This is a genomic window from Myroides indicus (assembly GCF_004364575.1).
Classification (GTDB): domain Bacteria; phylum Bacteroidota; class Bacteroidia; order Flavobacteriales; family Flavobacteriaceae; genus Flavobacterium; species Flavobacterium indicum_A.
Window position 1 is genome coordinate 1 of record NZ_SOAG01000032.1, and the last position, 21,244, is coordinate 21,244.

Below are 21,244 nucleotides of genomic sequence, written 5' to 3' on the forward strand. Positions count from 1 at the left end.
TTTGAAGAACCGGGAGGTAATGGTAGAGAATTACAGCCAGGAACGCTAATTTCTGCGGCACAAACCATTTATGTTTATGCGAGTTCAGACAACGGTTTATGTACGGATGAAAGCAGTTTTACGATAGATTATGAAGATTGTCCTATTCCAAGAGGAATTTCTCCAAACGGGGATGGTAAGAATGATACTTTTGATTTATCTCTTCACGGAGTACAGGATATCAAGATTTACAACCGCTGGGGTACTGAGGTTTATTCTCACGGAGACAGCTATACCAATCAGTGGTACGGACAAAACAAAGATGGTAAACAGTTACCTGACGGAACGTATTACTATGTGATTCATGCACACGGTAAAGTGCGTACCGGCTGGGTACAGATAAATAAATAATTTTGGTTAGATTATTTGGTTATCCCCGGACAAGCATTTTGTAATTTATCGCTTGCCGGGGAATAACTTACTAAAAGGCAATGAAATAAAAACTATTTTATTGCTATTTACCAAGATTTTGAAAATACGTACAATTATGTATTTAAGATATTGGATTGTAAACTAATAATTTACTTAAACTTATCTTTTTTATAATTTTTAAAGAAATAAATTTTTCATCTGACAGATTTTTTGGATATATTTGTTTCAAATTAGAAGCCGCTCTTAAAGAAGCGGCTTCTTTTATTTTTTGAAATATGAAATTGTATGAAAAAAATTTGCATATTTAAAAAATAATTACAAATATTTGTGGCGCTAAGTAGATAAAACAAAATGAAGAATCTTTTGAAAATATTTTTAACTTCAAGTCAAACGTTGGTTTTGATAGGAAGATTCTATATATCTACTTTACGGCAATCACGGATTCGGGCATAATTTCATATAGCCCAACATTGCCTTAAACCATTTTCTGTGGTTTTCTTTTTATAATCATTATTAGTTTAATTTTTTCGGTAGAATAAAAGCAGTTTTGTCATAATCTGACTTTTGTCTATTGATTTTTACTGCGGAAGCAAATGAATCAAAACCAATTTATTGTTATTCCTGCAAATAGCACACATGTGAATTATGCAGAGCAAATTTGTGAGGAAATGGCTGAATCTGCCAAGGCAAGGGGAACCGGCATTGCAAGGCGAAAACCAGAATATGTAGCCAATAAAATGATTGAGGGTAAGGCTGTTATCGCTTTGTATAAAGACGGAACCTGGGCGGGCTTTTGCTATATAGAAACGTGGAGTCACGGAAATTACGTTGCTAATTCAGGACTTATTGTCAACCCTAAGTTTAGGAATGAAGGTTTGGCAAAAGCTATAAAAAAGAGAGTTTTTGAACTGTCAAGAAATAAATATCCACAAGCTAAAGTATTTGGTTTAACAACAGGATTTGCAGTAATGAAGATCAACTCAGAATTAGGATATGAACCAGTTCCGTATTCAGAACTTACACAAGATGAGGCTTTTTGGAGGGGATGTGAAAGCTGTGTCAATTTTAAAATTTTGGAAAGTAAAGAAAAGAAAAATTGTTTGTGTACAGCGATGTTGTGGAATCCGGCAGATAAAGAAAAAGAACTGCGGATTAAAATTGATCAGAAAACGAAAGCAAAAGAGCGGTTAAATCGCATGCAGAAAAAATATTCTTTACTTAAAAAATTACAAGTAAAATTGAAAAAAACAGTCAAAAAAACATATCTATTTTAAATTGAAATGAAAAATAAAAAAGTGGTTTTAGCCTTTAGCGGCGGATTAGACACAAGTTTTTGTGCAATATACCTGAAAGAGAAATTGGGGTTTGAGGTACATTCCGCTCTTGTTAATACAGGTGGATTTTCGATAGAGGAATTAAATAAAATTGAAGAAAAGGCGTATAGTTTGGGTGTTGCTTCTCATACAGCAATAGACAAAACAGAAGATTATTACAGCGATAGCGTAAAATATTTGATATTTGGCAATGTGTTAAAAAATGGGACCTATCCATTGTCGGTAAGTGCAGAACGCGTATGTCAGGCAACGGCAATTGCAGTTTACGCAAGAAAAATAGGAGCGCAGGCTGTGGCACACGGAAGTACTGGCGCGGGAAATGATCAGGTACGTTTTGACATGATTTTTAATATTCTGATTCCGGATGTTAAGATTATCACTCCGATCAGAGATTTAAAGCTTAGCAGGGAAGAAGAAATAGAGTTTTTGCAAAAGCACGGTGTTGAAATCAATGCAGAAAAGGCAAAATATTCCATTAATAAAGGGCTTTGGGGAACTTCGGTAGGAGGGAAAGAAACCTTGACATCTTCTGAATATTTACCGGAAGAGGCTTGGTCAGTGCCCGTTACTAAACATTTGTCGGAAAAACTTGAACTTCAGTTTGTAAAAGGAGAACCAATTGCTCTTAACGGTATTTTTATGAAGCCCGTCGAGGTGATTCAGCAACTTCAGGATTTGGCGCAACCGTTTGGTATTGGCAGAGACATTCACGTGGGAGATACTATTATTGGAATCAAAGGAAGAGTTGGTTTTGAAGCAGCTGCACCTATAATTTTAGTAAAGGCACATCACACATTGGAAAAACATACCCTTACTAAATGGCAGTTGAGCTGGAAAGAACAATTGGGAGCTTTTTACGGGAATTATTTACACGAAGGACAATTTCACGATCCGGTTATGAGAGATATTGAGGCTTTCTTAACAAGCACACAGCACACAGTGTCCGGAAAAGTTTGGATAGAATTACACCCTTATCGCTTTGTGATTTTGGGTGTTGAATCGGAGCATGATTTGATGTCCGGGCAATTTGGCAGTTACGGAGAAATGAACAATGTCTGGAGTGGAGAAGATGTCAAAGGATTTTCTAAAATCTTTGGAAACCAAATAATGATTTGGCACAAGATAAATCAAAAAACACAGAGCGATGACTAGAGTGGGAATAGTAGGAGGAGCAGGATATGCGGGAGGTGAGTTAATCAGATTGCTGTTGTTGCATCCTCAGGTCAAAATTGTTTTTGTGCAGAGTAAAAGCAATGCCGGAAATTATTTATACGATGTGCATGCCGATTTGTTTGGTGATACCGATATGCAATTTACAAAAGAAATTAGTTCTGAAATAGATGTTTTGTTTTTGTGTTTAGGACACGGAAATTCCAAAGTTTTTTTACAGGAAAACAAAATTAAAAAAGGCATTAAAATTATAGATCTAAGTCAGGATTATCGCCTGAAAGCCAGTGCGGAAAATTTTGTTTATGGTTTACCTGAGCTGAATAAAACAATCATAAAAAATGCAGAATATATTGCTAATCCCGGATGTTTTGCAACAGCAATAGAACTCGCTTTACTGCCTTTGGCAAGTAAAAATAAATTGCCGGATAATATATTTATTAATGCAATAACAGGTTCAACAGGAGCAGGGCAAAAACTTTCAGAAACATCGCACTTTAGCTGGAGAGCAAATAATATTTCGGTGTACAAAGCATTTCAGCATCAGCATTTGGATGAAATTGGAGAAAGCTTGAAACAGCTGCAACCGGAGTTTAAGGGTAATATTAAGCTTATTCCTGAAAGAGGAGGTTTTACGAGAGGAATTTTTGCAAGTTTGATAGTTGAGTCCGAATTATCTGCGGATGAATTGTACCAGTTATACGCTCTGTATTATCAAAATCATCCATTTACACATATCAGCTTAAAAGGGCTTGATTTAAAACAAGTAATTAACACTAATAAATGTCTGATTTCTATTGAGAAATACCAAAACGACCTATTGATTACAAGTGCAATTGACAATTTGCTGAAAGGCGCCAGCGGTCAGGCGGTACAAAATATGAATTTGATGTTTAATTTAGAAGAAACAACAGGGTTAAAACTTAAAGCATCAGCTTTTTAAAAAGAAAATAAGATGAAATTATATGATGTTTATCCTTTAAATCCCATAAAAATTGTAAAGGGCAAAGGAACTTACGTTTACGACAACAAAGGACAGCAATATTTAGATTTATATGGCGGACATGCAGTTATTTCTATTGGACACACACATCCACATTACGTAAAAAGGGTGGAAGATCAGTTGCATAAAATCGGGTTTTACTCAAATTCAATAGAGAATGTTTTACAACATCAGGTAGCCGAGTTATTGGGAAAGGCTTCCGGATTGACAGATTATCAATTGTTTTTGTGTAATTCAGGAGCCGAAGCCAATGAAAATGCTTTAAAGCTGGCTTCTTTTCACACGGGAAGAAAGAAAGTAATTGCTTTTCACAACGCTTTTCACGGCAGAACTTCACTTGCGGTTTCAGCAACGGATAACACCAAGATTATTGCTCCGGTTAACCAAACAGACAATATTGTTTTTTTGCCATTTAACGATGAAGAAGCTTTGGAAAATACTTTTAAAATCAGCGGTTATGAAATTGCAGCGGTTATTGTTGAAGGAGTACAGGGAGTTGGAGGGATTCAGGTAGCTACGGATAATTTTTTAGCAAAAATCAGAAGTTTGACACAACAATACGAAGCTGTTTTTATTGCAGATGAAGTACAATGCGGATATGGGCGTTCAGGAGCTTTTTACTCAATAAATTCTAACGGTATTCAGGCGGATATTTACACAATGGCGAAGGGAATGGGCAATGGGTTTCCTGTTGGCGCATTGGCAATTACCTGTCAAATCAAACCTTGGTACGGACAGCTCGGAACCACTTTTGGAGGAAATCATCTGGCGTGTGCAGCGGCTTTGGCGGTTTTGGAAGTGATAGAACGCGATAATCTGATTGAAAATGCTGCTGTAATAGGAGCTTATCTGATTTCGGAATTAAAAAAAATAGACAAAATACAAGAAGTTAGAGGAAAAGGTTTGATGATAGGAATTGACTTGCCACTTGAGCTCAAAAATGTGCAAAGAGATCTGTTATTTAAAGATTACATATTTACCGGAACAGCCAGCCCGAATGTAATCCGGTTGTTGCCGGCATTGAATTTAACCCAGTCAGATGCTGATTTATTTTTAGATAAGTTTACCAGCAGATTACAGCAATTTTAAATAATAACAGATGAAACAATTTTTTTCCGTCAAAGATATATCTTCTATTTCTCAAGCCGTTAAAAGCGCTCTTGACTATAAACAAAATCCTTATAAAGACGAGAATTTGGGAAAACACAAAACCATAGGATTGATATTTTTAAATCCGAGTTTGCGCACAAGAATGAGTACGCAAAAAGCTGCTCTCAACCTTGGAATGGATATATTGGTAATGAATATGACTTCAGACGGATGGGCTTTAGAAACAAAAGATGGTGTGGCAATGACGGGGAATACGGCAGAACACATTAGAGAAGCAGCAGCCGTAATGGGAGAATACTGCGAGGTGCTGGGGTTGCGTTCTTTTCCAAAATTGAAGGAAGCAGAGGAAGATTACAGTGAAGAATTTTTCAGTAAATTTGCAGCGTATTGCGGTAAACCGATTATTAGTTTAGAAAGTGCAACTTTACACCCCTTGCAAAGCTTTACCGATTTAATTACGATTATTGAAAGTTTTGATTATCAGTATAATGATTTAAATAAACAATACTTTCCTTTTACAAAAAAACCTAAAGTAGTATTGACTTGGGCTCCTCACACAAAAGCCCTGCCCCAAGCAGTTCCCAATTCTTTTGCAGAATGGATGTGTCAGGCACAAGCAGAAGGCTTGGTAGATTTTGTCATTGCTCATCCTGAAGGATATGCTTTAAAAACAGAATTTACAATAGGAGCAAATATCACAACGAATCAGGAAGAAGCTTTAAAAAATGCCGATTTCGTATATGTGAAAAACTGGTCGAGTTACGAAGATTATGGAAAAATAACTTGTACGGATAACTCATGGATGATTACGTCGGACAAATTAAAAGGCACAAACAATGCCAAAGTAATGCATTGTTTGCCCGTCCGTCGCGATGTTGTAATTGCCTCAGAGGTTTTAGACAGCAAGCAATCTATTGTCATACAGCAGGCTGGTAATCGCGTATGGGCGGCACAAGCTGTACTAAAACAAATATTGACAAAAGAATAAGATAGAAGAATGAAAAATCTGACAATAGTTAAAATAGGAGGAAATGTAGTGGATGATGAATGTGCCTTATCTGATTTTATAATTGCATTTTCTGAACTTGAATGCCCCAAAATTTTAGTGCATGGGGGAGGAAAGATAGCAACCCAAATAGCCGCTAAACTGGGAATAGAAACAAAGATGATAGAAGGAAGACGCGTAACCGATAAAAAAATGATCCCAATTGCTGTTATGGTATATGCTGGATGGATTAACAAGCAAATTGTTGCTCAACTGCAGGCCAATCAGTGTAACGCAATTGGTGTTTCAGGAGCAGACGGGCATCTGATTATAAGTAGTAAACGTTCAAAAGCACCTGTTGATTATGGATATGTAGGCGATTTTGAAGCATCAGACGTCAATGCAAACATGATTCAGCAATTGCTTAATATAAAACTGACACCTGTTTTTTCGGCAATTACAGCAGATGCAAATGGACATTTGCTCAATACAAATGCAGATACGATTGCTTCTAATATTGCTATTGCTTTGGCAAAGCAATATCGAGTTACTTTGATGTATTGTTTTGAACATAAAGGAGTTTTGGAAAATATAAAGGATAAAAATTCTGTGATTTCCTCTATTGATAAAATCTCTTTTATGCAATTAAAAGCCGACGGAATAATCTCTGACGGAATGCTCCCAAAAATAGAAAATGCCCTAAACGCAATACACAAAGGTGTTTGTGAAGTGTATATTAAAAACACGGAAGATATTTTAGATAAATCCAAAGGAACAATCATTCATAATAAATAAAATGAAGTTGATAAAAAATTTGACAGCAGACGCAATACAATTGCTGATAAAACTTATCGAAACACCGTCTTTTAGTGGAGAAGAACAAGATACTTCTAATCTTATAGCCGAATTTCTGGAAAATAGAGGAGTGAAAATCCATCGCAAATTACATAACGTATGGGCTTTTAATCAATATTATGACAAAGATAAGCCTACTATACTTTTAAATTCACACCACGATACGGTACAACCCAATAAGGATTATACCAAAAATCCGTTTCAGGCAGAATTCATCGATGGTAAGTTATATGGTTTGGGCAGTAATGATGCGGGAGGATGTTTGGTATCGTTAGTAGCTGTATTCTTATATTTTTACGATAAAAAAGATTTAAAATACAATTTTTGTCTGGCAACAACTGCAGAAGAAGAAATTTCTGGAAGTAATGGTTTGGAATGTATTCTGTCCGATTTAGGAAACTTAGATTTTTCAATTGTAGGCGAACCTACTCAAATGGAATTAGCAATTGCCGAACGTGGATTGATGGTATTGGATTGTGTTGCCAAAGGACGTAGCGGACACGCTGCCCGAAATGAAGGCGAAAATGCTATTTATAAAGCGGTAAAAGATATAGAATGGTTTCAGTCATATCAGTTTCCGAAGATTTCCGAAGAATTCGGAACAATAAAAATGAGTGTTACTATGATTAATGCCGGAACGCAGCACAACGTTGTACCGGCAGATTGTGAATTTGTAGTGGATATCCGTGTAACAGATGCTTATACGAATAATGAGGTACTAGAGATTATTAAATCACAAGTAAACTGTGAAGTAAAAGCTCGTTCCACCCGATTAAAGCCCTCTTCTATTGCTAAAAATCATCCGATTGTACAAGCAGGTATTGCATTGGGCAAAAATACTTACGGCTCTCCAACTACCAGCGATCAGGCGTTGTTGAGCATTCCATCTTTGAAATGCGGACCCGGAGATTCTGCCCGGTCACATACAGCAGATGAATATATATATATGGACGAAATAATAGAAGGAATAGAGCTATATATTAAAATGTTGAATCAAATTGTACAATAAAAATGAAATTGTGGCAAAAAGACATAGAAGTAAATCAATCTGTTGATGCTTTTACGGTAGGACAAGACAGAGTTTTGGATATGAAACTGGCAGCTTTTGATGTGTTGGGATCATTGGCGCATACTCAAATGCTGGAGAGTATAGGATTGTTGAGTCAAGAAGAATTAAAACTCATTCAGCAAGGCTTAAAAGTAATTTATCGCGAAATTGAGGAAGGAAACTTTGTCATCGACGATGGAGTAGAAGACATACATTCACAAGTAGAATTGCTTTTGACAAAGCGCATTGGCGAAGCAGGAAAAAAAATCCATTCCGGACGTTCCCGCAATGATCAGGTTTTGGTAGATTTAAAGCTATATTTTCGCTATGAAATAGAGCAGATTGTAGAAAAAGCTAAAAATGTTTTTGAAATATTACAACAGCTCAGTGAGCAATACAAAGATGTTTTAATGCCGGGTTATACACATTTGCAAATTGCAATGCCTTCCTCATTTGGATTGTGGTTTGGCGCTTATGCAGAAAGTTTGACAGACGATTTAGAAATGATGCTTGCAGCGTGGAAAGTGACAAATAAAAACCCTTTGGGATCCGCTGCGGGTTACGGCTCGTCATTTCCGTTAAACAGATTGTTAACAGCTGATTTATTGGGATTTGCCTCGATGAATTATAACGTAGTTTATGCTCAAATGGGAAGAGGAAAAACGGAAAAAATTTTAGCTCAAAGTTTGAGTTCGATAGCTGCCACACTTTCAAAATTTGCAATGGATGCTTGTTTGTACATGAATCAAAACTTTGGATTCATTAAATTTCCTGATTATTTGACTACAGGGTCTAGTATTATGCCGCATAAAAAAAATCCGGATGTTTTGGAATTAATTAGAGCCAGATGTAATAAAATTCAGGCTTTGCCAAATGAAATTGCGTTGATAACTGCTAACCTGCCTTCAGGTTACCACAGAGATTTACAATTACTCAAAGAAAATCTGTTTCCTGCTTTTACATCTCTAAAAGAGTGTTTAGACATTTTGTTATTGATGCTTCAAAACGTTGAAATTAACGTAAACATATTGGAAGATTCTAAATATGATTATTTATTTAGTGTTGAAGTAGTAAACAGTATGGTATTACAAGGAATGACTTTTAGAGAAGCTTATAAAAATATTGGACTTTCCATACAAAATGGCGATTATAAACCACTAAAAGAGCTAAAGCACACACATGAAGGAAGTATTGGCAATTTGATGAATAGTGCTATTCGCTCTGAATTTATCCAAATTTACCAGTCTTTTGGTTTTGTTGAAGTGAATGAAAAACTTTCAGAGCTGTTATAAAAGAAAGGCATCTAAAAGCCTTTCTTTTTCTATTATACATCATCATAATCTATGTAAATCTCATCAGAGGTAACTATTGCCTGGCAAGATAAGATTAATCCATCGTCTATTTCGTCATCGGTAAGAATGCTGTTTCGTTTCATTTCGGCAGAACCTTTTACGATTCGGCACATACAAGAACTGCAAATACCGCCTTGGCAGGAATAAGGAGCATCAACTCCTTCTTTTAGAACAGCATCTAATAAAATTTCTTTTTTAGACATCGTAAAAGTAGTCTCTTCATCATCAACCAAAACAGTCACTTTTGCAGATCCTTCTACTTTTATTGGAATGTCGCTATCGTTATTTGGTGTAAATATTTCAAATAATATCTGTTCTTCCGTTACATTTCTCTCCTTTAAAATTCCACCGACGGTATCAATCATATTTTCGGGACCGCAAATAAAATAACGATCAAAAGAGGTTTCTTTATGCTTGTTGTTCAATACAAAATTGACAGCTGATTTATCAATTCTTCCAAAAATAGATTCTATTTCTTTGGCTTGAGAATACACGAAATAAACAAAAAAGCGGTTGAGGTATTTTTGCTTTAAATCGTGAAGTTCCTGATGGAAAATAGTTTCTTCTGTGTTTTTATTCCCATACAGCAACACAAAACTGCTGTTAGGTTCTTCTTCTAATACTGTTTTAAGAATGGACATTACCGGCGTGATTCCGCTTCCGGCAGCAAAAGCTGCGTAGTTATTGCGATTATCTACTTGTGTTTCTAAAGTAAAACGACCTTCAGGGACTTGTACTTCTAGCTGATCTCCTGCTTTTAAGCGAGTATTAGCATAAGGAGAAAATAATCCGTCATCTACTTTTTTTACTGCTACGCGCAAATCGCCGCTTTTAGGCGTAGAACAAATAGAATAGGCTCTTCTTATTTCTTTTTCTTGTTTTTTATATTTTATATTGACGTATTGACCTGCAATAAACTGATAAGCATCTTTAAGCTGTTCAGGAATTTCAAAGAGAATTGAAACAGAGTTAGGTGTTTCTTTTTTTACTTCTTTGACTGTTAATAGATTGAACTTTGACATAAATTAGTTTAGTTTGATTTTGCAAAAGTACGAAACACATTGCTGAAAAGGAATTTTATTCTGTATTTGAGAAAAAATTGTATACATATAAATTGGATGTATATATTATTTAATTATTTTTGCCATACCTAAGATTAATAAGTATGAAAAAACAGCAACAATTATATAAAGGAAGTTTGAGTGCTATAATAATGAAATTATTAGAGCAAAACGGGCGAATGTATGGTTATGAAATAACACAAAAAGTGAAGGAAATTACTGTTGGTGAAATGAATTTAACCGAAGGAGCCTTATACCCGGCTTTACACAAAATGGAAGCAGATGGCTTTTTGGATGTTGAAATGGAAAAAGTGGACGGACGTATTCGAAAATACTATAAGCTGACCGAAAGCGGGATAAAAGAGACAGATAACAAAATGGAAGAACTGGAGAACTTTGTCCGCAATATGCAAAGTATAGTGAATTTAAAACTGACTTAAAAATGAAAAAAACAGATGGATTTTTTGGGATTTCAATAGCAATAATTTTTGTGGCAATAGGCTGTTATCTCTATTTTGAAAAAGCTTCTTAGAAAGATATTTCTAACCCTATGTTATTAAAGATAGTTGGTGGAGTTTGCATGCTCTTTTTTGGACTATTTGCCCTTTTAGCAATAATAAAGATGATTCGAGCTTTTTTAAACAAGCAACAATGAAATTAACCTCAGGACAGATAACGGAAATCAATACTTTGCTCACTCGTTATAAATTAACAAGGTTACCGATTTTTATAAATATAAACTGTAACATTTTACAGTTTGTCTCGTCTTATAGTTTATCAACTATTTTCAAACCCAAAACAAGATGAGAAAAATTACCCTTTTATTCGCTTTTTTTATCAGTTTGTGTTCGTTTGCGCAACTCAAAGGAATCATAAAAGATAAAGATGGAAATCCGGTGAGTTTTGCAACTGTGATAGTAGACAAAACTCAGAACGGAACTATCAGCAATGAAAAAGGACAATATGAATTAACATTACGGCAAAGCGGAACATATACTATTGTTTATCAGTTTTTGGGATTCAAAACCGAACGGATAGTTGTTGATTTTCAGGGGCAAAGTATTGAGAGAAACATTGTACTAACGGAAGAAGATTTCCAGTTGGACAATATTGTTATCAATGTGGGAAAAAATCCTGCAGACGAAATAATCCGTAAAGCGATTAAAAATAAATCTCAAAATACAGCGGGACTTGCCGCATTTAAGGCAGATTTTTATTCTAAGGGATTGATTAAAACGCTTAAGTTACCTAAAATATTGATGAAAAACGTTAAGGTCAATGATGGCGATTTAAAAGATACAGGCATAGATTCGTTAGGAAGAGGAATTGTATATTTATCAGAAACAGTTTCAGAAATTCAATATCAAAAACCTGATAAATTAAAAGAGCATATTGTGGCATCCAAGGTGAGTGGAAGTGATAATGGCTATAGTTTTAATACGGCGGACGAATCGTTTTATGACTTTTATGAAAACTTTATTGACATTGGAGAAATCGGAACAAAGTTGGTTTCACCGATTGCCAATCAGGCATTTTCTTATTATAGATATAATCTCGAGGCTACATTTCAAGACGGGGATGCGGTTATTAATAAAATAAAAGTCACGCCCAAAGTGAAAACACAGCCCGTGTTTTCAGGAGATTTATATCTTGTAGAAGAAACCGGTGCCATTTACGGAATGGATTTAAAAGTGACTGGTTCAAGTTTGCAGGAACCTATAATTGAAGAAATCAATATTAATCAAAACTTTTTTTATGACGATAAGATAAAATCGTGGGTAAAGCGTTCTCAAAATCTGGATTTGACATTCGGGGTATTTGGCGCTAAGGTACAGGGTGTTTTTTTAAGTGTATTTAACAACTATAATTTTGTGCCTGAATTTTCAAAACAAACTTTTGGAAAAGAAGTGCTTTCATTTGCTAAAGACGCCAATAAAAAAGATAGCTTGTTTTGGGACTCTAACCGGATGTTTGCTTTGACAGACGAAGAAATTCATGATTATCATTTTAAGGATAGTATTAAAACGGTGAAACAGTCACCGGAATACTTAGATAGTATTCGTCGAAAAGGGAATAAATTTGATTTCTTTAGTCCGGTATCTGGCTATTGTTATACATCGCCTAAACGCAATTTTACGTTTGCTTATGACGGATTAATCAGTCTGGATAAAATAGGCTTTAACACTGTTCAGGGATTTTATATGGGAAGTGGGTTGGAAGCGGTTTTTTCCGATAAGGACAAGAAAACGGCAACAACTTTTAGGGTTAATTTTGATTACGGTTTTGCTTCTGAGCGTTTTCGCTCTTATGGATATGTTTCGCACTATTTTGCAGGAGTAAATAAATCTTTTGTGTATGTGAAAGGAGGAACGCAGATTAAGCAGTTTCATCCATCCAATATAGACGAAAGGCTTAATGCTGTTTTTTCTTTGCTCACCCGAAAAAACTATGCGAAGTATTATAACAATGAAGAAGTTTATGCGGGATATTCAGGCAGATTTTTAGACGAAAGTTTAGTTTTGAATACCACAATTGGTTATGAGCAGCGAAAACCTTTGTTTAACAATGCAAACGGTTCGTTATACAGTGGCAGCAGATCATATACCTCAAATGATCCGTTACAGCCGGATAATTTTATATCATCTCCTATTGATTTGCATCATATTTATAAATTTAAGCTTAGTGCGGATATTTATTTGGGACAAAAATATATTTCATATCCTGATCAAAAAATTTACATGAGAAATCCAGATTATCCGAAAATACAATTGTATTATGAAAAAGGATTCGCGGCAAGCGAGGATAATTATAATTATGATTTAATAGCTGTCAAATTAAATCAAACGTTAAATGTAAGCAATAAAGGGCAATTGGCTTATGCCGTAAAAACAGGACATTATTTTAATGAGAATAATATTTCTTTTATAGACAGAAAACATTTTTCAGGAAATGAAACACACATTAATTTGGGAGATGGTTATTTAAATGCATTTAATTTGCTGCCATATTATGCGCTTAGTACTAATAAGTCTTATGCGGAAGTACATTTGGAATACGATTTTAAAGGATTTGTAATTAATAAGATTCCTTTGTTAAACCTTACAGGCTGGAATATCGTTGTCGGCTATCACAATGCAGCCTTGTCTGACAATAAACCTTACCAGGAATTTACAGCAGGCTTGTCTAATTTTGGAATTGGCAAATTTAAGTTTTTCCGTTTGGATTATATCAGAGCCTATAACGGAAGCAAATATGTTAAGGATGGTATTATGATTGGAATCAAAAAAGATTTTTAAAAACAAAAGGTTTGCTGTAATTTAAGCAAACCTTTTTTGTGTTAAGGAAGCACAAATTAATATTTAATATCCAATCAAAGATTTTTAGTAATTTTACTTCTCGTATTTATAGATTTGGATCGCTACAACATTGCTTATGAACTGGAAGTATATTCTTATTTTATTATTACTTACCTGCTGTGTCGTTTTTTTGTTGCGGCTTTATCGCCTGCAAAAAAAATATGATTCCCTCAAAAAAGCAAATCAAAATTTGGAAAAGAGGATAGAGATTGCTCAAATAAAAGATATTGAATCCAAACTTAATCCGCATCTTTTTAAAAATATACTCAACTCTATCCAATCTCATATTTATCAATCATATTATACTATTGATAAGCTTTCCAATGTCCTTGACTATGTGTTGTATGAGACCAATAGCCGTTATGTGACACCTAAACAAGAGATAGCGTTTATACAAAGTTTTATAGATATCAATCGGGTAAAGTTAAATCCGCTCTTTGAACTCAGGGTAAAATTGAAGGTAGATGAGGCAGATGTTTATTATAATAAAAAAGTAATTGCTCCTTTAATGTCTGTAGATTTAATTGAAAATGCTTTCAAACACGCAGATTTTCAACGTTCAGATGCTTATATATCTATTACTATCAGTCTTTCCAAAGGGGTTTTTTCTATCATTACCTCTAATAAAGTTTCGCTGAAAATACCTTTAAAAAAGTCGAAGAGCGGTTTTGGAGGAAATAGCCTTATCAAGAGGCTTGAAACTCTTCATCACGGTAAATTCAAGCTGGAAAAATCTTTAAATGAAGATAACTTTATAGCGCACTTAAGTATTAAACTGTATGATCAATAGAATGTTGCGATGTGTATTGGTAGATGATGAACATTTAGCCTTGCAATACATGAAAGTATTGTTGGAGCAAATTCCTGAAATAGAAGTTGTTAAAGTGTATGACAATCCTTTAAAATTTCTGGAAGATCTGTCTCATTTAAAGTTTGATTTTTGTATACTGGATATTGAAATGCCTGGTATGAACGGCATTCAGGTAGCGAACTTGCTGGGAGATAAAAAGGTAATTTTTACGACAGCATATACAGAGTATGCGGTGGAAGCATTTGAAGTGGATGCAGTAGATTATATTTGTAAACCGGTTAAAAAAGAAAGGCTGCAAAAAGCGATTGAAAAAGTAAAGGTAATAAGCTTGAACCCCAATATAAAAAACGAGTATATCAAAGCGAATACAGAAAAAGGAAAGGCACTATTGTACTTTGAAAGTTTATCTTTTATTTCTGTATCTGAAGTAGATAGCAGAGATAAAGTGGCTTATTTGTCAAATGGTAATCAAGTCAAATTAAAGAATATATCCTTTCATAAATTGCTACAACAATTGCCTGAACGTCAGTTTTGTCAGGTAAATAAGAAAGAAATTATTGCCATGAATATTGTTAAATACTATTCTTACGATTTGATAGAATCTAATTATGTATTGGAAGGAAAGGTAAAATCTTTTACAATTGGAAATAATTTCCGCGAACAGTTTCTGCGCTATATCTGAAGGTTTTTATTACAAAAAAACCTTTTGTTGTTACAGTAAATGCTTTTAAGAGTTCGTTTTTCATAATTACAAACCTTATTTTTTGGAAATTTGCTTGTCTAAAAAAATATAGTAATTATGAAAAAATATAAAAATACGATCTTTTATGTATCGGTAATTATCTTATTTTCATTTATAATTTATCTCACTATAAGCATGGGATCCAAATTGGAGGAGGATGTCCAAAAATTGGTCTCTGATCAAAGTACTTTTGAACAATTTTGGGATTCTTTAAAAGATAGTTTGCATCATCCCTTAGCGATAATTCTTTTACAGATAGTAACCATAGTGATTGTAGCCCGTATATTCGGCTGGATATTTAATAAGATAGGACAGCCAACTGTTATAGGAGAGATTATTGCCGGGATTGCTTTGGGACCTTCGCTTTTTGGTGCTTATTTCCCAGAGGCGTCAACGTTGTTATTTCCGATAGAATCATTGGATAATCTTCAATTTTTTAGTCAGATCGGTTTGATTTTGTTCATGTTTGTAATAGGTATGGAATTAGATCTGAAAGTCTTGAAAAGTAAAGCACATGATGCTGTAGTTATTAGTCATGCAAGTATCATTATACCATTTGCTTTGGGAATGATAATGGCGTATTTCATCTATGCCAGTTATGCTCCGGAAGGGGTAGCTTTTCTTTCTTTTGCTCTTTTTATGGGGATAGCTGTAAGTATAACGGCTTTTCCTGTATTGGCAAGAATTGTTCAGGAAAGAGGAATTCACAAAACCAAATTTGGTACGATAGCTTTGACAGCTGCCGCTGCTGATGATATTACCGCATGGTGTATATTAGCGATAGTAATTGCCGTAGTAAAAGCGGGTTCTTTTGGGAGTGCTTTATATGTTGTAGCATTAGCTTGCTTGTACGTTGTGTTCATGATAAAATTTGTTCGACCTTTTTTGGCAAAAGTAGGCGAGATTAACAAATACAAAACTACGCTCAGCAAGCCTGTTGTAGCTATATTTTTATTGGTTTTGATCTTTTCTTCATACCTTACTGAAATCATAGGAATACACGCTCTTTTTGGCGCTTTTATGGCTGGAGCAATTATGCCCGATAATCAGCGCTTCAGACATATTTTTGTTGAAAAAGTTGAAGATGTAGCATTAGTTTTGTTTTTGCCTTTGTTTTTTGTTTATACCGGATTGAGGACAGAAATAGGATTGTTAAACAATATAGAACTATGGAAAATAACGGGACTGATTATTTTAGTAGCAGTAATAGGTAAGTTTTTAGGTAGCGCAGTGGCGGCAAAATATGTCGGTCAATCCTGGAAAGAAAGTCTTACGATAGGGGCGTTAATGAATACCAGAGGGCTAATGGAATTAGTTGCTCTAAATATTGGTTATGAGTTAGGAGTATTGACGCCGGAAGTATTTGCGATGATGGTAATCATGGCTTTGGCAACAACGTTTATGACAGGACCTTCTATTGATTTAATCAATAAGATATTTAAGAATAAAACAATCGATGAAGAAATCATTAATTCCAATAAGTACAACATTTTATTCTCTTTCGGCAATCCCGAAAGAGGTAAGAAGATGCTTTATATAGCAGATAGTTTATCAAGGACTCAGCAAGATAACTATACGATTACTGCCCTTCATTTAGGACCGTCTGACGAAGTTTTTTCTTACGAAGATATCTATGAGCAAGAACAATTTTTGCCCATTATGGATGAGTCAAAAAAATTGCACAGAAAAGTCAATACATTGTTTAAGCTATCTGTTGATGTAGATTCAGATATTGTTGAGGTTGCCAATAAAGGGAATTACGATTTGTTGTTAATCGGATTGGGAGAATCAATATATGACGGTACTATGTTGGGAAGAATCTTGGGATATACTACCAGATTAATTAATCCGGATATTATTGTTGATAAATTTACAGGCAGAGAAAAATTCTTCAATAACCTTCCTTTTGATGACCGAACAAGACATGTTATATCTAACATCAAGATTCCCATGGGAGTTTTTGTTGATAAAGGACTTGAAAAACTAGATAAAATATTTATTCCGTTTGCAGATAAAGAAGATTTGTTTTTATTAGAATATGTCCACAAATTCATTAATAATAACGACAGTCAGGTTATAATCATGGAGTTTGAGAATGTAATATCATCACATCCCGAAATTATACAAACTATTAAATCCATTGAAAATGTTAAGCCTCATCATATATCTATATTGAATGAAAAGGAAATTCAGAAAGAGTTTTTGAACAGAAAAGACTTAGTAATGTTAAGTGTAAACAGCCTTAGAAAGCTTATTAATAAAAAAAGCGAGTGGATTATTCAGTCTAATTCTCTGCTAGTGATGAAAAGTACTAAGAAAAGATAAAACAGAATCAGAATTATATAGTTTTTTCCTATAAAAAAACCCGTTCCTTATTAAGAGCGGGTTTCCTTTTATTAGTGTTTTTTAAAAACTGGTTTTAAATTGCTCCAAAAATCGCACATCGTTTTCATAAAACATTCTGATATCGCTGATTTGATATAATAGCATTGCAATGCGCTCAATTCCCATCCCAAAAGCAAATCCACTATATTCGTTCGCGTCTATATTGCAGTTTTTTAATACGTTAGGATCAACCATGCCGCATCCCATGATTTCTAACCAGCCTGTTCCTTTAGTGATTCTGTAATCTACTTCAGATTTTAATCCCCAATAAATGTCTACTTCTGCACTTGGTTCAGTAAAAGGAAAATATGATGGGCGCAAACGTATTTTCGATTTGCCGAACATTTCTTTTGTAAAGTATAACAGAGTTTGCTTCAAATCGGCAAAAGATACGTCTTTGTCTATATAAAGACCTTCAACCTGATGAAAGATACAGTGAGAGCGCGATGAAATAGCTTCATTTCTAAACACACGTCCCGGAGAAATAGTCCGCAAAGGAGGCGTGTTTTTTTCCATGTAGCGAACTTGTACAGAAGAGGTATGTGTGCGCAACAGATGTTCCGGATTGGTTTGTACAAAAAAGGTATCCTGCATATCTCTTGCCGGATGATACTCCGGAAAATTTAAAGCAGAAAAATTGTGCCAGTCATCTTCTATTTCCGGACCTTCTGAAACATTGAAACCAATGTTTGAAAAAATATCGATGATTTGGTTTTTTACAATCGAAATTGGATGTCTTGATCCGATTTCGACCGGATAGCCCGGACGAGTCAAATCTCCGTATAAATTTTGGACATCTTTTGAGTCTAATGACTCCTGTATTGATTTTACTTTATCTTCTACGGTGTTTTTTAATAGATTAATAACCTGACCAAACTCTTTTTTTTGCTCGTTCGGCACGGTTTTAAATTGTGCAAACAGCTCACTCAAAATTCCTTTTTTGGACAAAAATCTGATTCTGAAAGCTTCAAGTGTTTCTTTGTTATCGGATGAAAACTGTTCTGCCTCACCAATGTATTCTTTTATCTTATCTATCATTTTGAATTAAAGTAAAGGGCAAATTTACTGCTTTTAGGGCAGACATAAAATTTAAAATCTTTAAATTTCAATAATTGGATGCGTTAACGTTTAATCAATATATTTTTTTTCAAGGAAATAGTGTACGATAGCTTCTTTCATTAATACGCTTTGTTCTCCGGCCTTTAGAGGAGGTAATTGTTCTTTAACGTTGTAATGCGGCCAGCCATCTTTATCAAAATGGTCAAACTCATAATAGCCGTAAGGCTCCAGTAAACGGCAAATGGCAATATGCATGAGATTAATTTTATCATCTTTCTTATACCGTTTTTTTATTTTTCCAAGTTCTTGTACACCAATCAGGTAGATGATGGCTTCTAAATCCAGTTTTTCTCCATCGCCAAAACGAGCAGAAATTTTTTCTGTCAGCACATTCCATCGTTGTTTTAATTGTTCGTCTCTAGCCATATTGTTGTTTGATATTTTGCAAAGATAATGGAAAAAAGAAGAATGAGAATATATAACGGGACTGGATAAATTAAATGCTATGTATTAGGTATGATGACAAAGAAAGAAAAGGTTATTCAATAATCTTAGATTTATTAGCTCATTGAGATATTATTTTTTTTCGCTTGTAATGTAATTGAACCAATCCTGTATCAAACGTTTTTGAGCCTATAAACTTAAGTACTTGTTCTGGTCTTTCGTCTTTAAACAACCTTGTTCCGCTTCCTAGTAAAACAGGAATAATTGAAATTATAAGTTCGTCTACTAAATTGTGTGTGAGCAATTCGTTTATTATTTCTGAGCCTCCATCGCAATAAATATTTTTTCCGCTTTCTGATTGAAGTTTGTCAATTAATGTAGTTAAGCTTTCTGTATAAAAGATTGTTCTGCCCGTATTGGGTTTTTGAGTTCTTGTAATGACATAAACATCTCTCTGCCCATTGTCATAATAGGATGAGCCAACTTCTTTGAATACATAATCGTAAGTTTTTCTGCCAATTATTATCGTATCTATTGTTTCCAGAAATTTTGTCTGTCCGTAGTCTTCATTAGGTTTTTCTACCAGTTGTAAAAAACTGAGATCATCATTGGGTTTTGCAATATAACCGTCTAAGCTGGTTGCAATGAAAAGTGATAAGGTTCGCATTTACTTAAATTTTAGTGGTTTCGTAAATTTCGTAAATATTTTGATTTATCAATAAGGAGGTAATTTAAAAATATAAGGCAAAGAATAGCATCTAAATTTTGTTTTAAAATTTCTAAAAAAACTATCTTAGCATCAAAATAGACAAAGTAACGTTTAATGATTTTGGACATTCTTGTTTTGATAGTGTTATCATATGGCATTTACAAAGGAGCATCTGATGGGTTGTTTGTCTCTGTAGCTTCTTTTTTGTCGTTGCTGATCGGAACAATCGGTGCCTTAAAATTTTCAAATGTTATAAAAGGTTTTTTGTACGAAACAGTAGGATGGGATTCTAAGTTTTTGCCTGTATTGTCTTTCGTGATAGCCTTTTTGATAACTGTTTTTTTAGTGCGCTTGGTGGCACAGTTTATGACAAAGGTTTTTCAGGCGGTATTTTTAGGTTTTTTCAATCGATTAACCGGAGCTGTATTTTATATTTTAATCGTTGCCTTGGTAATTTGTTTAATATTGAGTCTCTTTGATCAAATTAACGTCAATTACTTTCTGATAGATCAGGATACCTTAATGAGGTCATATAGCTATCGCTATTATTTAATTGTTTCGGAAAGTGTATTTCCAGATTTTTTTAAACTTATTCAGGATTTGTTCGCTAAAAGTGCCGAATTGATTGAAATTCCGCAAGCAGAGGCTGTTTAGATTTCTCGAATAGATTTTTTTTCAATCCAGCCTTCTTCCTGATTGTCTAAGCGCACTTTTATCCAAAGCGATTTATTTTCAAGAATATAAACTTTAGCTCCCGAATGCAACTCGCGAATAGTATTTGAAGTGCTTTTAGCTTCTTCTTTCAATTCAATTTGTTTATCGAAAACGATTCCGGATATATATCGATTAGCGTAAGATTGCTCAAAGTTTGCAGCGTATATGCTTCCGATGAGAAAGAATAATCCAAGTCCCATTAATCCAAAACATATTCTTTTAATTGTACCGTTTTGATTTAAGTAGAAGATTACAAATATCAGAAATATACCGATTGCCGAAAAAGTTGCCAGTTTTGCCCATCCGTCACTTGTCAGCTTGTATAAGCTTTGATGAATGATATCTTTTTTATCGTATTCTTTAATGATTGTGATATCATCTTCCAGTTTTTTTCTGGCAAAATTTAAATTGGTTTCTATGCTCTTGTCGTCAGGTAAAAGTTTTAAAGCTTTTTCATAGTAATAAACTGCTTCTGTATTACTCTTTGTATGGAAATAAGCATTGGCAAGATTAAAGTACAGTTCAGGTGAGTTGTTTTTTTCCTCAATCAGTTGCTGATACAGTTTGATAGCTTCCTGAAAGTTTTCTTTTTGATACAGCTCATTTGCTTTATCAAAAGTATTGTTCCAATGGTCGTTGGATTGTCCCCAAACCAAAGCGTTTAGCAGTAACATGTATATATATATAATTTTTTTCAT

The 21,244-nt window shown here is 34.4% G+C and carries 20 protein-coding genes; 15 read left to right on the forward strand and 5 right to left on the reverse strand.

Annotated elements, in window-relative coordinates; genetic code table 11:
• The 9 genes from C8P70_RS11910 to argH all read left to right on the forward strand — a co-directional run.
• Positions 1 to 390, forward strand: a 390-nt coding sequence (locus C8P70_RS11910) for a gliding motility-associated C-terminal domain-containing protein (protein WP_133713542.1), incomplete at its 5' end; no start/stop codon positions are given.
• Positions 391 to 1,004: 614 nt separating this feature from the next.
• The gene (locus C8P70_RS11915; RefSeq protein ID WP_133713543.1) at positions 1,005 to 1,685 is read left to right on the forward strand and encodes a GNAT family N-acetyltransferase; all 681 of its coding nucleotides are present in this window, start codon (positions 1,005 to 1,007) and stop codon (positions 1,683 to 1,685) included.
• A 6-nt stretch (positions 1,686 to 1,691) separates the two neighbouring features.
• The gene (argG, locus tag C8P70_RS11920; RefSeq protein ID WP_133713544.1) at positions 1,692 to 2,897 is read left to right on the forward strand and encodes an argininosuccinate synthase; all 1,206 of its coding nucleotides are present in this window, start codon (positions 1,692 to 1,694) and stop codon (positions 2,895 to 2,897) included.
• Positions 2,890 to 3,855, forward strand: a complete 966-nt coding sequence (gene argC / locus C8P70_RS11925) for an N-acetyl-gamma-glutamyl-phosphate reductase (protein ID WP_133713545.1) — start codon at positions 2,890 to 2,892, stop codon at positions 3,853 to 3,855. Before argG ends, argC begins: the two co-directional genes overlap by 8 nt.
• A gap of 12 nt (positions 3,856 to 3,867) precedes the next feature.
• Complete coding sequence (locus C8P70_RS11930; protein ID WP_133713546.1) at positions 3,868 to 5,004, forward strand: aspartate aminotransferase family protein; 1,137 nt, start codon at positions 3,868 to 3,870, stop codon at positions 5,002 to 5,004.
• Positions 5,005 to 5,014: 10 nt separating this feature from the next.
• Complete coding sequence (locus C8P70_RS11935) at positions 5,015 to 6,013, forward strand: Rossmann-fold NAD(P)-binding domain-containing protein (protein WP_133713547.1); 999 nt, start codon at positions 5,015 to 5,017, stop codon at positions 6,011 to 6,013.
• A gap of 9 nt (positions 6,014 to 6,022) precedes the next feature.
• Entirely contained in the window at positions 6,023 to 6,805 is a 783-nt protein-coding gene (gene argB / locus C8P70_RS11940; RefSeq protein WP_133713548.1) for an acetylglutamate kinase, read from the forward strand.
• A gap of 1 nt (position 6,806) precedes the next feature.
• A complete protein-coding gene (locus C8P70_RS11945; protein WP_394346297.1) occupies positions 6,807 to 7,874 on the forward strand; it encodes a M20 family metallo-hydrolase in 1,068 nt (355 codons plus the stop codon).
• A gap of 2 nt (positions 7,875 to 7,876) precedes the next feature.
• Complete coding sequence (gene argH, locus C8P70_RS11950) at positions 7,877 to 9,205, forward strand: argininosuccinate lyase (protein WP_133713549.1); 1,329 nt, start codon at positions 7,877 to 7,879, stop codon at positions 9,203 to 9,205.
• A 32-nt stretch (positions 9,206 to 9,237) separates the two neighbouring features.
• Here the strand turns inward: argH and C8P70_RS11955 are convergent, their stop codons facing one another.
• Positions 9,238 to 10,287: a ferredoxin--NADP reductase gene (locus C8P70_RS11955; RefSeq protein ID WP_133713550.1), complete on the reverse strand. Its 1,050-nt coding sequence runs from the start codon at positions 10,285 to 10,287 to the stop codon at positions 9,238 to 9,240.
• Positions 10,288 to 10,430: 143 nt separating this feature from the next.
• On the opposite strand from C8P70_RS11955, the gene C8P70_RS11960 reads away from it, so the two are divergent.
• From C8P70_RS11960 to C8P70_RS11980, 5 genes are all read left to right on the forward strand, one after another.
• Positions 10,431 to 10,766, forward strand: a complete 336-nt coding sequence (locus tag C8P70_RS11960; protein WP_133713551.1) for a PadR family transcriptional regulator — start codon at positions 10,431 to 10,433, stop codon at positions 10,764 to 10,766.
• 363 nt (positions 10,767 to 11,129) lie between these two features.
• Positions 11,130 to 13,622, forward strand: a complete 2,493-nt coding sequence (locus tag C8P70_RS11965; protein WP_133713552.1) for a DUF5686 and carboxypeptidase regulatory-like domain-containing protein — start codon at positions 11,130 to 11,132, stop codon at positions 13,620 to 13,622.
• Between the two features lie 136 nt (positions 13,623 to 13,758).
• Entirely contained in the window at positions 13,759 to 14,472 is a 714-nt protein-coding gene (locus C8P70_RS11970) for a sensor histidine kinase (RefSeq protein ID WP_133713553.1), read from the forward strand.
• Entirely contained in the window at positions 14,462 to 15,175 is a 714-nt protein-coding gene (locus C8P70_RS11975) for a LytR/AlgR family response regulator transcription factor (RefSeq protein WP_133713554.1), read from the forward strand. The genes C8P70_RS11970 and C8P70_RS11975 overlap by 11 nt, the downstream gene beginning before the upstream one ends.
• Before the next feature lie 117 nt (positions 15,176 to 15,292).
• The gene (locus tag C8P70_RS11980) at positions 15,293 to 17,560 is read left to right on the forward strand and encodes a cation:proton antiporter (protein ID WP_133713555.1); all 2,268 of its coding nucleotides are present in this window, start codon (positions 15,293 to 15,295) and stop codon (positions 17,558 to 17,560) included.
• A gap of 81 nt (positions 17,561 to 17,641) precedes the next feature.
• Here the strand turns inward: C8P70_RS11980 and pheS are convergent, their stop codons facing one another.
• The 3 genes from pheS to C8P70_RS11995 all read right to left on the reverse strand — a co-directional run bounded on the left by pheS (position 17,642) and on the right by C8P70_RS11995 (position 19,790).
• The gene (gene pheS / locus C8P70_RS11985) at positions 17,642 to 18,658 is read right to left on the reverse strand and encodes a phenylalanine--tRNA ligase subunit alpha (protein ID WP_133713556.1); all 1,017 of its coding nucleotides are present in this window, start codon (positions 18,656 to 18,658) and stop codon (positions 17,642 to 17,644) included.
• Positions 18,659 to 18,748: 90 nt separating this feature from the next.
• The gene (locus tag C8P70_RS11990) at positions 18,749 to 19,105 is read right to left on the reverse strand and encodes a hypothetical protein (RefSeq protein ID WP_133713557.1); all 357 of its coding nucleotides are present in this window, start codon (positions 19,103 to 19,105) and stop codon (positions 18,749 to 18,751) included.
• A gap of 139 nt (positions 19,106 to 19,244) precedes the next feature.
• On the reverse strand, positions 19,245 to 19,790 hold the full coding sequence (locus tag C8P70_RS11995; RefSeq protein WP_133713558.1) for a dihydrofolate reductase family protein: 546 nt from the start codon (positions 19,788 to 19,790) through the stop codon (positions 19,245 to 19,247).
• A 156-nt stretch (positions 19,791 to 19,946) separates the two neighbouring features.
• Between C8P70_RS11995 and C8P70_RS12000 the strand changes: the two genes are divergently transcribed.
• The gene (locus C8P70_RS12000; protein WP_133713559.1) at positions 19,947 to 20,486 is read left to right on the forward strand and encodes a CvpA family protein; all 540 of its coding nucleotides are present in this window, start codon (positions 19,947 to 19,949) and stop codon (positions 20,484 to 20,486) included.
• On the opposite strand, the gene C8P70_RS12005 is transcribed toward C8P70_RS12000, so the two are convergent.
• Positions 20,483 to 21,244: a tetratricopeptide repeat protein gene (locus C8P70_RS12005; RefSeq protein ID WP_133713560.1), complete on the reverse strand. Its 762-nt coding sequence runs from the start codon at positions 21,242 to 21,244 to the stop codon at positions 20,483 to 20,485. The two genes, C8P70_RS12000 and C8P70_RS12005, sit on opposite strands and share 4 nt — an antisense overlap.

Excerpts from the sequence above, each read along its gene's own strand:
- C8P70_RS11930 (WP_133713546.1), top strand. The coding sequence starts at position 3,868 with ATGAAATTATATGATGTTTATCCTTTAAATCCCATAAAAATTGTAAAG.
- C8P70_RS11970 (WP_133713553.1), top strand. The coding sequence starts at position 13,759 with ATGAACTGGAAGTATATTCTTATTTTATTATTACTTACCTGCTGTGTC.
- C8P70_RS12000 (WP_133713559.1), top strand. The coding sequence starts at position 19,947 with ATGATTTTGGACATTCTTGTTTTGATAGTGTTATCATATGGCATTTAC.
- C8P70_RS11980 (WP_133713555.1), top strand. The coding sequence starts at position 15,293 with ATGAAAAAATATAAAAATACGATCTTTTATGTATCGGTAATTATCTTA.
- C8P70_RS11975 (WP_133713554.1), top strand. The coding sequence starts at position 14,462 with ATGATCAATAGAATGTTGCGATGTGTATTGGTAGATGATGAACATTTA.
- C8P70_RS11915 (WP_133713543.1), top strand. The coding sequence starts at position 1,005 with ATGAATCAAAACCAATTTATTGTTATTCCTGCAAATAGCACACATGTG.
- C8P70_RS11960 (WP_133713551.1), top strand. The coding sequence starts at position 10,431 with ATGAAAAAACAGCAACAATTATATAAAGGAAGTTTGAGTGCTATAATA.
- C8P70_RS11990 (WP_133713557.1), bottom strand. The coding sequence starts at position 19,105 with ATGGCTAGAGACGAACAATTAAAACAACGATGGAATGTGCTGACAGAA.
- C8P70_RS11955 (WP_133713550.1), bottom strand. The coding sequence starts at position 10,287 with ATGTCAAAGTTCAATCTATTAACAGTCAAAGAAGTAAAAAAAGAAACA.
- C8P70_RS11935 (WP_133713547.1), top strand. The coding sequence starts at position 5,015 with ATGAAACAATTTTTTTCCGTCAAAGATATATCTTCTATTTCTCAAGCC.
- C8P70_RS11965 (WP_133713552.1), top strand. The coding sequence starts at position 11,130 with ATGAGAAAAATTACCCTTTTATTCGCTTTTTTTATCAGTTTGTGTTCG.
- C8P70_RS11995 (WP_133713558.1), bottom strand. The coding sequence starts at position 19,790 with ATGCGAACCTTATCACTTTTCATTGCAACCAGCTTAGACGGTTATATT.
- pheS (WP_133713556.1), bottom strand. The coding sequence starts at position 18,658 with ATGATAGATAAGATAAAAGAATACATTGGTGAGGCAGAACAGTTTTCA.
- argC (WP_133713545.1), top strand. The coding sequence starts at position 2,890 with ATGACTAGAGTGGGAATAGTAGGAGGAGCAGGATATGCGGGAGGTGAG.
- C8P70_RS11945 (WP_394346297.1), top strand. The coding sequence starts at position 6,807 with ATGAAGTTGATAAAAAATTTGACAGCAGACGCAATACAATTGCTGATA.
- argB (WP_133713548.1), top strand. The coding sequence starts at position 6,023 with ATGAAAAATCTGACAATAGTTAAAATAGGAGGAAATGTAGTGGATGAT.
- argG (WP_133713544.1), top strand. The coding sequence starts at position 1,692 with ATGAAAAATAAAAAAGTGGTTTTAGCCTTTAGCGGCGGATTAGACACA.
- C8P70_RS12005 (WP_133713560.1), bottom strand. The coding sequence starts at position 21,244 with ATGAAAAAAATTATATATATATACATGTTACTGCTAAACGCTTTGGTT.
- argH (WP_133713549.1), top strand. The coding sequence starts at position 7,877 with ATGAAATTGTGGCAAAAAGACATAGAAGTAAATCAATCTGTTGATGCT.